Origin of the sequence: Micromonospora sp. CMU55-4 (assembly GCF_011602315.1) — a bacterium.
GTDB lineage: Bacteria > Actinomycetota > Actinomycetes > Mycobacteriales > Micromonosporaceae > Micromonospora > Micromonospora chalcea.
Genome location: NZ_JAAOLH010000012.1, coordinates 115,597 through 127,263, shown reverse-complemented (window position 1 = coordinate 127,263; position 11,667 = coordinate 115,597). Strand labels below are relative to the sequence as shown.

General features: G+C 71.3%; 8 protein-coding genes. 5 read left to right on the top strand and 3 right to left on the bottom strand.

The window, feature by feature from the left end; translation table 11 throughout:
- Nucleotides 1-88 precede the first annotated feature (88 nt).
- Entirely contained in the window at nucleotides 89-1,045 is a 957-nt protein-coding gene (locus tag HA073_RS21120) for a YafY family protein (protein ID WP_166457116.1), read from the bottom strand.
- Between the two features lie 58 nt (nucleotides 1,046-1,103).
- Between HA073_RS21120 and HA073_RS21115 the strand changes: the two genes are divergently transcribed.
- Entirely contained in the window at nucleotides 1,104-1,847 is a 744-nt protein-coding gene (locus tag HA073_RS21115) for an alpha/beta fold hydrolase (protein ID WP_064447317.1), read from the top strand.
- A gap of 74 nt (nucleotides 1,848-1,921) precedes the next feature.
- Here the strand turns inward: HA073_RS21115 and ygiD are convergent, their stop codons facing one another.
- A complete protein-coding gene (ygiD, locus tag HA073_RS21110; protein WP_043325374.1) occupies nucleotides 1,922-2,767 on the bottom strand; it encodes a 4,5-DOPA dioxygenase extradiol in 846 nt (281 codons plus the stop codon).
- 129 nt (nucleotides 2,768-2,896) lie between these two features.
- Nucleotides 2,897-4,120 carry an MFS transporter gene (locus HA073_RS21105; RefSeq protein WP_166457115.1) on the bottom strand — a complete coding sequence of 408 codons (1,224 nt, stop codon included), beginning with the start codon at nucleotides 4,118-4,120 and terminating at the stop codon, nucleotides 2,897-2,899.
- Nucleotides 4,121-4,285: 165 nt separating this feature from the next.
- Between HA073_RS21105 and HA073_RS21100 the strand changes: the two genes are divergently transcribed.
- The 4 genes from HA073_RS21100 (at nucleotide 4,286) to HA073_RS21085 (ending at nucleotide 11,372) form a co-directional block, all read left to right on the top strand.
- Nucleotides 4,286-7,561 carry a BTAD domain-containing putative transcriptional regulator gene (locus tag HA073_RS21100; RefSeq protein ID WP_205798036.1) on the top strand — a complete coding sequence of 1,092 codons (3,276 nt, stop codon included), beginning with the start codon at nucleotides 4,286-4,288 and terminating at the stop codon, nucleotides 7,559-7,561.
- Between the two features lie 48 nt (nucleotides 7,562-7,609).
- Nucleotides 7,610-8,251: an NAD(P)H:quinone oxidoreductase gene (wrbA, locus tag HA073_RS21095; RefSeq protein ID WP_064447314.1), complete on the top strand. Its 642-nt coding sequence runs from the start codon at nucleotides 7,610-7,612 to the stop codon at nucleotides 8,249-8,251.
- Between the two features lie 292 nt (nucleotides 8,252-8,543).
- A complete protein-coding gene (locus tag HA073_RS21090) occupies nucleotides 8,544-9,605 on the top strand; it encodes an SMP-30/gluconolactonase/LRE family protein (protein WP_166457114.1) in 1,062 nt (353 codons plus the stop codon).
- 27 nt (nucleotides 9,606-9,632) lie between these two features.
- Entirely contained in the window at nucleotides 9,633-11,372 is a 1,740-nt protein-coding gene (locus HA073_RS21085; RefSeq protein ID WP_166457113.1) for a PQQ-dependent sugar dehydrogenase, read from the top strand.
- Nucleotides 11,373-11,667: the final 295 nt, after the last annotated feature.

Sequence of the window (11,667 nt, the reverse complement as noted above, 5' to 3'; positions counted from 1 at the left end):
TGTACCCCGATCATTCCCCGCCGATTGCCTCGCCGCCAGGGACAGCGCGCCCGGAGCGATCCGGCCGGTACGCGGGGTGAGTGCCCGATCAGGCGTCGGTGTCGGTGAGCAGCCGGGCGGCCAGGGCGCGTATCTCGTTCTTGAGTTCGTCCGGGCGCTCGATCGTGAACGACCAGCCGAGCCCGGCGAGCATCTGTGCCGCGCCGTCGAGCCGTTCCGCTCGGGCGGTGAGGCGCACTCCGCCGGGAACCTCGGTGAGCGTGCCGACCGAGGGCGGGATCCGTCGCTGCGCCTGCTCCGGGCTGGTGTGCAGCACCACGGAGATGTCGTGCGCGTACGGCACTGCTGCCAGCCCGGTGAGTACCTGCGTGGTGGGATCGAAGCCGGCCGGGATGTCGAACCTGCCCGGGGTGGGGCGGGCGGTCCCGATGCGGTCGAGCCGGAACGTCCGTACGGCCCGGCGGTTGTGGTCGTGGCCGGTGACGTACCACCGGCCGGCGTGGAAGACCAGCCCGTACGGGTCGAGCCGGCGCTCGCCGGCCTCGCCACGCCAGGCGGTGTAGGTGATGTCCACCGGTTGCTGATGCCGGGCCGCTTCCGCGAGCACCAGCAGCACCTCGATGCCGGGCGGGGCGGACTTCCGGACCCGTGCGGTGAAGTCCACGGTCTCCAGCAGCGAATCGATCCGCCGGGCGAGAACCGCTGGCAGCACCCGGCGGATCTTCGCGGTCGCGCTCTCGGCGGCCGCGCCTTCGGCGGTGACCAGCCCGGCCCGGCGGGCGGCGACGAGCCCGAGCATGACGGCGACCGCCTCCTCGTCGGTGAGCATGAGTGGCGGCAGCTTGTATCCGGGCGCGAGCCGGTATCCGCCGTAGCGGCCGCGCCGGGCCTCGACCGGGATGCCCAGGTCGGCGAGGTGCGCGGCGTAGCGGCGGACCGTGCGCTCGTCGACGCCCAGCCGACCGGCCAGGTCGGCGACGGTGAAGCCGCCGCCGGCCTGGAGGATCTCCAGCAACGCCAGTACGCGCGCGGTCGGCCGGGTCACGAATCCCCACTTCCAATCCGGGCGGAACCTGTCCGGTATTGATCGTAGCGTGTCAGGCATGACGACCTTCGTACTGGTTCCCGGGTTCTGGCTCGGCGCATGGGCCTGGCGCCCGGTCACCGCCGCCCTGCGCGGGCACGGCCACGAGGTGTACCCGCTGAGCCTGACCGGCCTGGGCGAGCGCGCCCACCTGGCCCGCCCGGACACCGACCTCGACGTCCACGTCACCGACGTGGTCAACCTGCTGCGCTACGAGGACCTGCACGACGTGGTGCTCGTCGGGCACAGCTACGCCGGCGCGGTCGTGACGACCGCCGTTGCCGACCGCATGACCGACCGCATCGCCCAACTGGTCTTCGTCGACACCGGCCCGCTGCCCGACGGGGCGGCGAACGAGGACTTCAGCCCGCCCCCGGAGCGTGACCGCAACGCGGCGATGGTGGCCGAACACGGCGACGGCTGGCGGCTGCCACCCCCGCCGTGGGCCGGGCTGGCGGCGAGCGCAGCAGACGTGGATGAATCGGTCGTCGCGTTGCTCGATGAGCGGTCGGTGGCCCAGCCGTGGGCGACTGCCACCACCCCGGTGCGGCTCACCGGCGCGTGGGAGAAGCTGCCCCGCCTCGGCGTGCTGTCGAGCTTCACCGCCGAGCAGGCACGCGAGATGGCCGCCACCGTGCCGCTGTGCCGGCACATGGCCGGCGATTCGTGGCGGTACGAGGAACTGCCGACATGGCACTGGCCGATGCTCAGCCGACCGGCCGAGCTGGCCCGGATCCTGCACGAGGCCAGGCCGACGGTGTAGCCCGCGGTGCCCGGGCGACCGCGCCCCAGGTCACCCGGGCACAAACATGGGGAACCATCGAACACAGCCGGTGCTCAGATGTTGGAGCCGTCCGGCGGCAGCCCGGGCGGTGGCTGCGGGGATCCGCCCCGGCCGGCAGCCGGTGGACAGGACATGCCCAGGGTGTAGGCCGTCATGGACAACGAGCCGTAGGCGTAGCCGTCGACGAGGACCTCGGTGTCGGGGGTGTCCATGGCGGCGGCCAGACCGGCGAGATACAACGCCGGGATGAAGTGATCCGGTGTCGGTACCGCACGGCGGAAGTCCCCGTGCGCGTCGAGGGTCGCGTACTCGCCCGGATCGGTCAACATCCGGGCCTTGGCGTCCTCGTCGAAGCGTCGCGCCCAGTCGAAGCCGTCGTCGGTCAGCGTCCAGTCCATGCCGCGCAGGTTGTGCACGACGTTGCCGCTCGCCACGATCAGCACGCCGCGCCGACGCAGTGGAGCGAGCCGGGCGCCGAGTTGAAGGTGGTAGTCCATCGGCTTGTCGGCGTTGATGCTGAGCTGGACGACGGGAATCGTCGCGTCCGGAAAGGCGTGCATCAGCACCGACCAGGTGCCATGGTCGATGCCCCAGCTGTCGACGTCCGCCCCGACCCAGGTCGGATGGACGACGTCACTGACCTCCTCAGCCAACTCGGGCAGCCCCGGCGCCGGGTACTGCACCTCGAACAGCTCCTGCGGAAACCCGTAGAAGTCGTGGATGGTCCTCGGCCGGGGCATCGCGGTGACGGCCGTGGCGTTGATGTACCAATGGGCGCTGACCACCAGGATCGCGCGGGGACGCGGCACCGCGGCGCCGAAGGCTCTCCACGCGGAGGTGTACCGGTTGACCTCGAGGGCGTTCATCGGGTTGCCGTGGCCCAGGAACGCCGCGGGCATCAACACATCCAGGGCCGGATGTACGTCTGAAGGCACGTGGACTTCCCTCCGTGGAGGACCGGATCGTACGGCGCGGCCCGCCGGACCTGAATGTCACGATAGTGCCGACCGCGACGTGACGTGGGGTGATCAGGCGGTCGGATGGGAGAGCGCCACGGCGATGGCTGGTCCGATCGCGACGCTGAGCAGGTAGGCGAGGTTGAACAGACCCAGTGCTTCGGCCCGGTGGGAGCCGGATACGACGCCGGCCGCGTGCAGGGCGAGTACGCCTTGGCCGGTCGCGGCGGCCAAGGAACCGAGCGTCATCGCCGCAAGCAGCAGCGGTACAGCGGTGGTGACCGTCGCCAGCAGCAGCGCGGCGGCGCCGGTGAGGAGCAACATGGCGACCGCGACGCGGCGTGGCACTCGCACGGATGCCGCGACCAGGAACCCGGAGCAGATGCCGCCGATCAGGTACGGCGCCAGCAGCACGAGCCCGCTCTGGGTGCCTGCCCATCCCGCGTGCTGTCGCAGCAGGTCCGGCGCGGCGTAGAGCAGAGCGAAGTTCCCCGCTCCCAGCGCGAAGGCCAGCGCGCACGCCGCGAGGAACCGGCCGTTCCGTGCCACCGCAGCAGGCAGGAAGCCGTCCGGGCGGACCTTGGTCCAGGCCACCAGCAGAGGCAGCAGCACGACGGTGGCCGGGCCGGCCACCAGCGGCCGGTGCGGAATGAGGACGGCTGCGGTGACCAGCATGGCCAGGATGGTCATCCCGAAGAAGTCGAACGGCGCCGGCGCCGCGTCCGGTGCGGTGGTGCCGCGGCGAGTCGCGGGCACGGCGAGCACCGCCAGCAGCGGCAACGCCAGCGCCGCCTGCCACGAGGAGAGGTCGGCGATCAGTGCGCCGGTCAGCGGACCGGTGGCCCCGACGACCGCCAGCGACGCGGCGACCACGCCCATCTGCCGGGCCGAGTCGGCCAGTTTCATCGCGGTCACGGTGAGGCCGGCAGACCCCAGTCCCTGCACCGCCGCACCGGCCACCATCGCCGACACGCTCGGGATCAGCACGAGGATGAGCGTCCCCGCTGCCACCAGCGCGGACGCGACGGTCAGGGCCGCTCGTACGCCGCGACGGGCGAGCAGCGCCGCCAACAGCGGCGTCCCCAACGCGATCCCCCAGCCGAAGGCGGTCACACCGGCGGCCGCGGCCTGTTCCCCACCACCCGTCGCGCGCGCCAGGTCGTCGAGCAGCAGTGCCGGTGCGGCAATCCCGAACGACAGCGGACCGGCCAGCAGGGCGAGCCAGGGTGTGGCCACCCGCCCCGGTGCGAGTTGCCTGTCGCGGCGAGCGGCTCGGCGCCGCTGTAGCTGATCCATGTCGTTCCTCCGGTGTCGGCTCGGTTCAGCCTTCCCGGGGCTCCTTACCGTCGGCTGATGGCCGGCTGACGTACGCGTCGGTGACCCCGCGTCGCTTCCCGTCGAGCAGAGCGACGGCCGGCGGACCTTCGCGGGGCGGGACAGCCGGCTGGCTAGTGTGAAGCGATGAGGTTCGGAGTGCTGGGCGACGTTGCGGTGTGGACGTCGGACGGCACACCTGTCGCCGTGCCCGGCCTCAAAGTGCGTGGTCTGCTGGCTGACCTGCTGGTTCACGAGGGGCGCCCGGTGACCGCCGACCGGCTGATCGAAGATCTCTGGGGTGACGAGGCGCCGGGCAACGCGCTCGGGGCGCTCCAGACCAAGGTGTCGCAGTTGCGGCGTGCCCTGGAGGCGGGCGAGGCGGGTGGCCGTGCGCTGGTCGAGTCCGGTGAGGCCGGCTACCGGCTGCGGACGTCGTCGGAATCGGTCGACGCCGGTCGCTTCGCCGCTCTGTTGCTACGTTCGGGCGCGCAGCGGGAGCCCGCTGTGCGGGCGGCGACGCTGACGGAGGCTCTGTCGCTGTGGCGCGGTTCCCCGTACGCCGACTTCAGTGACGAGCGATTCGTCCGCCAGGCGGTCGATCGGCTCAACGACCAGCGCCTGACCGCGCTGGAGGAACTGGCCGAGGCCCGGCTCGATCTTGGCCAGCACCACCTGCTCGCCGGGGAACTGACCGACCTGGTCGCAGGCCACCCGTGGCGTGAGCGACTACGGGCCGCGCACCTGCGCGCCCTGTACGGCTCGGGACGGCAGCATGAGGCGCTGTTCGCCTACGAGCAGTTCCGTCGGCAGGCGCGCGACGAACTCGGTGTCGATCCCGGCAGAGAGTTGGTCGAGCTGCACGGGGCGATCCTGCGCCAGGATCCCGCCCTCCAGCCGCCGGCACCGGCGTCGGCTCCGGCCCGAACCAACCTGCCGGCGCCTCTGTCGCCGGGTCCGTACGGCGGACTGATCGGGCGCGACGCGGCCGTCGAGGCGGTACGGGAGCGGCTGACGAACGAGCGGCTGGTGACCCTGACCGGTCTGGGTGGGGTGGGAAAGAGCAGGTTGGCGATCGAGGCCGCCCGGGTGCTGGGTGACACGTTCCCCGCTGGAGTGTGGCTCGTCGAGCTGGCCGGCCGGCCGTACAGCGGCGACCACGCGACCTGCACCGAGATCGTCGACATGGTGGCGGCGACGCTCGAGATCCGAGACGACAGTCCGCCCGGCCTGCCCGGTGATCGACCACCCCGCGAGCCGATGGACCGGCTGGTCGCCGCGCTGCGAGGTCGGCGGATGCTGTTGCTGCTCGACAACTGCGAACACGTGGTGGCGTCAGTCGCTCAACTGACCGAGAAACTTCTCGGCGCCGCGGCCGACCTGCGCATCCTGGCGACGAGCCGCGAACCGCTCGGGATCCCCGGCGAAGTCGTCATTCCGGTGCCGCCGCTGGCCCTGCCGGAGCCCGGAGCCGGCGCGCGGCAGATCGCCGAGGCTCCGGCGGTTCGGCTCTTCGTAGCCCGCGCCCGCGCCACCGAGCCGGGGTTCACCGTCGATCAGCGGAACACGGACGCGGTCGCCGTCATCTGCCGGCGGCTCGACGGCGTACCGCTGGCGCTGGAACTGGCCGCGTCCCGTCTGGCCGTTCTCGACCCGGACGAGCTGGCGGCACGGCTCGACGATCGCTTCCGGCTGCTGTCATCCGGCCGGCGCACCGCGCCCCCGCGTCAGCAGGGACTTCGCGCCGTGATCGACTGGAGTTGGGAGTTGCTGGCGCCTCCCGAACGCGCGGTGCTGCGCCGGCTCGCGGTCTTCGCCGACGGCGCCACCCTGGCCGCCGCCGAGCAGGTGTGCGCTGGCGGCCAGGTGGCAGCGGACGAGGTCCTTGATGTGCTGGCACGCCTGATCGACCGGTCGCTGGTCATGGTGCGGCACGGTGAGAGTCCGCGACGCTTTCGGCTGCCGGAGACGGTGGCTGCCTACGGTCTGGAACAGCTCGACAGCGCCGCCGAGCTGCCCGCAACTCGTCGCCGTTACGTCACGTGTTTCGCCCGTCTCGCCGAGCAGGCCGCCGGGCGGCTACGTGGTCACGATCAGAGCAGCGCGCTACGCGAGCTCGACGCCGAGAACGCGAACCTCCGGGCGGCGCTCGACGTCGCCGCCACTGACGGTCAGGCCCGCGTGGGCCTGGCGCTCGCCACCTCGTTGTCCTGGTACCGGCTGCTCCGGGGTCGGTTCGGAGAGGTGAGCCGGTCACTGCGAACGGCGCTGGACATCGTCCCGAGGAGCGAGGTCGACGTCGCACCGGACGGCCTGCGGCGACACGCGGAGATGTGGCTGACCGCTCTCGCCACCCGGGACGGCGATCCGACCGCTCCCCGGCAGCGGATCCTGGAGAGCTACCAGGACCACGAGGGGCCGGAGAAGGCGTTCGCGCAGTGGCTGTTCGCTTCCATGATGCTCGGCTCCGGAGATCCGGGCGCGGCGGCCGTCCTGGTCGACGCGGCGCTGGCGGCGTTCCGCGCCGGCGGGGACCGGTGGGGCATCGCTGCCGCCTGCGCCATCCGAGCGGACCTCGCGCTCGTACTCCGCAGCGACCTGCCCGCGGCGCAGCGTGACTGCGAGACCAGCCGGGCGCTGTTCGAGCAACTGGGCGACCGCTGGGGCCAAGTACATCCGACGAGCCTGTTGGGAACCCTGGCCGAGATCCACGGCGACTACGATCGCGCCGCCACGCGCTACCGGGAGGCGTTGCGCATCGCCGAACACCTGCGGCTGTGGACGTCGGTGTCCCGGCAGCTGGCATGCATCGGCCGGCTCGCCATTTTGAGAGGCGACCTCGACGAGGCCGTCGTCAGTCACGACCGCGCGCTACAGGTGGCCCAGGAACAGTCGAGCTCCTCCGCCGTCGCCTTCGCCGGCACGGGCCTGGCAATGATCGCGCGACGGCGGGGCGACCTCGACGCCGCCGAGACCCGGCAGCGGGACCTGCTCGACTGGAACCGCCGTGCCGGCTTCCTGCCGGGCTGCGCGCTCGCGCTGGCCGAGTTGGGGTTCATCGCGGAGCACCGCGGTGATGCTGTCCTCGCCGAGCGCCACCACCGTGAGTCGCTCGACGCGGCGCGCGCCACCGGTGATCAACGGGCGGTCGCCCTGGCTCTCGAGGGCCTGGCCGGGGCCATCAGCCTCGGCGGTGACAGTCGGCCCGCCGCGCGGCTGCTCGCCGCGGCACGGACGCTGCGCGAGGCCGCCGGCGCGCCGCTGCCTCCCGGCGAGCAACACGACGTCCAGCGCATCACCGCCCGCCTCCGGGAGGCGCTCGGCAGCGACGAACTCGCTGCCGAGATGAGCCGCGGCGCACAGCTCGACCTCGACGAACAGCCGTTCAGCGGCGTCGGTAAGGGGGTGGTCAGCGAACGGTAAGCCTGCTCGGCACGGTTGACCGAGTACCGAGCCGACCCAGGAGGCAGCATGCATACCGATGCCAGGATCGCCGTCATCTACTACTCCGCCACCGGCACCGTGCACCGGCTCGCGCAGGCATTTGTCGACGGAGCCGCGGACGCCGGCGCGGAGGTCCGCCTGCGCCGGGTGGCAGAGTTGGCGCCGGAGCACGTCATTGATGCCAAGCCGCAGTGGCGAGCCCACCTCGACGCCACTGGCGACATTCCGGTCGCCACCCTGGACGACCTCCGGTGGGCCAACGGGTACGCCTTCGGCACGCCGACCCGTTTCGGGAACATCTGCTCTCAGCTGCGCCAGTTTCTCGACACCACGACCGGCCCATGGCAGGCGGAGGAACTGGCCGACAAGCCGGCGACCGGTTTCACCGCCAGCTACGAGGAACACGGCGGCCAGGAGGCGACTCTGCTCAGCCTCTACCAGACCTTCCACCACTGGGGGTCGATCATCCTGCCTACGGGCTACCTGAACTACGACACCGCTCACGTCGCCGGCGGAAACCCGTACGGCGTCAGCCAGGTGGAGAGCCGCGCCAGCCGGGATCCCGAGTACGCCAGAGCTGTCCTCGAGACGGCCTGCTTCCAGGGCGCACGCCTGACCCGGATGGCAGCCGCTCTCGCCGCCGCCCGCGCGGACAGCAAGCTCGGGTAGGAGCCCGGCGGCGGGAGCAGTACGACACCGGGACGGAACCGTGAGTAGACGCGCGGGTCATGTCGAACATCGGCAGAAGGTGTACGGGCTGTCCGCGCTCAACCCGGTCACGTCATCGGCCGCCTTTCGGGGCATGCGCCGAAGGCGATCGTGGGGAACTGATGCGGGGCGCCGCTTCCTCGCCTAAGCTGCATCCGAATACATCGATACCAATCAATTGCAGGTGTCGGCAGCCGGGGCCGGTCCAGGCAGCCACGGGCCTCGCATTCACCGACCCCGATTGGAGTACCCGATGACCTGGCGTCCAACCATCGCCGCACTCACCGGCCTGTGCCTCGCGCTCACCACCGCACCAGGCCCCGCCGGCGCCGCGCCCCCGGCACCTCGGCGCGCCGCTCATGTGAACGTTCACACCTACCCGCTCGCCGGGCCGCCCGGCGCGCCCCCCGGGGTCTGCCCGGGCGGCACCGGGTACGGCCCGCCGCTGCCGGCCGGCTCCGTGTCCGCGACGAAGATCCAGGGCGGGTTCTCGTTCCTCGAAGGACCGGTCTGGATCGCCGACGGCGGCTACCTGCTGATGTCCGACATGGCCGCGGGCACCGGGCCGTACAACGTGCAGCCCTCCACGATCCGCCGGTTCACCCCGCCTTCGACCTTCGACACCTTCATCGCCGACTCCGGCAGCAACGGCCTGGCACTCAGCCCCGACGGCCAGCAGATCATCGCCGCCACCCACGACCAGCGGAACGTCTCCGCGTACCGGCTGGGCGACCGGACCCGCAGCACCGTCGCCGCCGACTACCAGGGCCGGGCATTCAACTCACCGAACGACGTCACGGTCCGCTCCGACGGCGTCGTCTACTTCACCGACCCCAACTTCCAGCGCGGCAACCGACCCGACCAGATGAGCGGACGTACCAGTGTCTTCCGCGTCTCCGGCGGCCAGGTTTCACTGGTGGACGACCGGCTGCGGCAACCCAACGGCATCGCGCTCTCGCCGGACGGCGGCACCCTCTATGTGGGTGCCTACTCCGAGAACAAGATCTACAAGTACGTCGTCCAGCCCGACGGCAGCACCGGCGCCCGCAGCGTCTTCGTCAACTACCTCGGCGGTCCCGACGGCGTCACCGTCGACTGCGCCGGCAACGTGTACTGGGCGTCCGGCTCGGACGGGCTGATCCACGTCTACTCGCCCTCAGGCGCGCAGCTCGGCACGATCCGCTCCGGCGGCGCCGGCACCACGAACGTGGCGTTCGGCGGACCCGACCGGCAGACCCTCTACATCACCTCCGGCCGGACGAACGACTCCGGCCTGTACAGCATCCGGCTCAACGTCCCCGGCTACCCGTACTGACCAAGAACCCCGGGAAGGAAAGCACCCGTGCGGACCAATCCTCACCAGCTCCGACACCGCGTACCGCTCGCCCTGCTGATCTGCGCCGGCACCGTCCTGACCGGCGTACCCGCAAACGCCGCGGCGGCCGCGCCGGCGGCCGGCAGCCGGCCGGCGGCCCGGCTCGCCGCCGACACCAGCCCGCCCACCCGGCCGACCGGCCTGCGCAGCAGCCGGCTGACCTGCCAGTCCGTCACGCTTTCCTGGTACGCGTCCCGGGACAACGTCGGCGTCGCCTTCTACGACATCTACCACGACGGCCAGCTCGTCACCTCGGTCTCGGGACGGACGCTGACCGCCACGCTCAGCGTCGTGCAGGGTGTCACCTGGGGCTGGTACGTCAACGCCCGCGACGCCGCCGGCAACGTCTCGCAGGCCAGCTCCACGCTCTCGGTCACCCCGCCGTTCTGCCAGCAGGACACGACTCCGCCCAGCACGCCGACCAACCTGGCCGCGACGGTGAACGGCACGGCCGTGACCCTCACCTGGTCGGCCTCCACCGACAACGTCGCGGTCACCGGCTACACGATCCTGCGCAACGGTACGGCCGTCGGCTCCACCACCGGCACCGGCGGAAACCCACCGGCGACCACGTTCACCGACACCGGGCTGACGCCCGACACCGACTACCGGTACACGGTGACCGCCCGCGACGCCCAGGGCAATGTCTCGGGGACGAGCGCCGCGGTCACCGCGCACACCGGCACGGGGTGCACGAGCCCGGTGTGCGGCGCCACGGTGGTCACCACCGAGAAGGACCTGCCCTGGGGCCTTGTGCAACTGCCCGACGGCACGGTCCTCTACGGCCGGCGCGACCTGTTCGACATCGTCGCCATGAACCCGGACGGCACCGACAAACGCAGCATCGGCACCGTGCCGAACGTGGCCGGCACCAGCGGCGAGGGCGGCGTGCTCGGGCTGGCCGTCTCGGCCACCTTCACCACCGACCGCTGGCTGTACATCTACCACACCACCACGACCGACAACCGGATCGTGCGCATCCGCTACGACGGCACGCTGCAGACCGGCACCAGGCAGGTGCTCGTCACCGGGATCCCGCGCAACAAGTACCACAACGGCGGCCGGCTGCGCTTCGGCCCCGACGGCAAGCTCTACGCCGCCACCGGCGACGGACAGAACCCCGACGTGGCCCAGGACACCAACAATCTCGGCGGCAAGGTGCTGCGGCTCAACCCCGACGGCACGGTGCCGGCGGACAACCCCTTCGGCAACCACGTGTGGAGCTACGGCCACCGCAACCCGCAGGGACTCGCCTTCGACTCCCAGGGCCGGCTCTTCGAGCAGGAGTTCGGCAACAACGTCATGGACGAGACCAACATCATCGTCAAGGGCGGCAACTACGGCTGGCCCGCCTGCGAAGGCACCTCCGGCGACTGCGCCAACCCGAGCTTCAGGGCCCCGATCCGGACGTACCCGGTGGCCGAGGCCTCGTGCAGCGGCATCGCGATCGTCCGGGACGTGCTCTACATCGCCTGCCTGCGTGGCAACCGGATGTACCGTGCGGAGATCAGCGGCGACACGCTCACCAACGTCCAGCAGTACTTCGTCGGGACGTACTTCCGGCTGCGCACCGTCGAACCGACCCTCGACGGCAATCTGTGGCTGACCACGAGCACCGGCGGGGACAAGGACAGCACCCCGAACAACAGCAACGAGAGAGTCCTCAAGGTGACCCTCGGCGGGGCGGCGTCCGGCCCCACGAGCTGAGAGAAGGCCTCCCGGTTGCCGGAGCGGTTGCTGGACAGCTCCACTCCACAACCGGGAGGCCTTCGTCATCACGTTCATCGACGTCATGCCTTCTCGGCCGGGTGAGGAGGCCGACGCACCAGTACCGGGCAGAGGGAGGATGGGTGGTGATAGGCAACTTGATCGCGATCGAAGAGCACTGGATCACGCCCGCGCTGACCGCCGCTGTTCAGGGCAGCGACGACAGTCTCCCGTTCGTGCTCGCGCTGACACCGCCCGGCACCCAGTCGCTGGCACCCGACGACGCGGTACGGCT

What these genes read in the sequence shown, in the direction of transcription:
- HA073_RS21115 (WP_064447317.1), top strand. Translation starts at nt 1,104, where the DNA reads ATGACGACCTTCGTACTGGTTCCCGGGTTCTGGCTCGGCGCATGGGCC.
- ygiD (WP_043325374.1), bottom strand. Translation starts at nt 2,767, where the DNA reads ATGCCCGCGGCGTTCCTGGGCCACGGCAACCCGATGAACGCCCTCGAG.
- HA073_RS21105 (WP_166457115.1), bottom strand. Translation starts at nt 4,120, where the DNA reads ATGGATCAGCTACAGCGGCGCCGAGCCGCTCGCCGCGACAGGCAACTC.
- HA073_RS21100 (WP_205798036.1), top strand. Translation starts at nt 4,286, where the DNA reads ATGAGGTTCGGAGTGCTGGGCGACGTTGCGGTGTGGACGTCGGACGGC.
- wrbA (WP_064447314.1), top strand. Translation starts at nt 7,610, where the DNA reads ATGCATACCGATGCCAGGATCGCCGTCATCTACTACTCCGCCACCGGC.
- HA073_RS21090 (WP_166457114.1), top strand. Translation starts at nt 8,544, where the DNA reads ATGACCTGGCGTCCAACCATCGCCGCACTCACCGGCCTGTGCCTCGCG.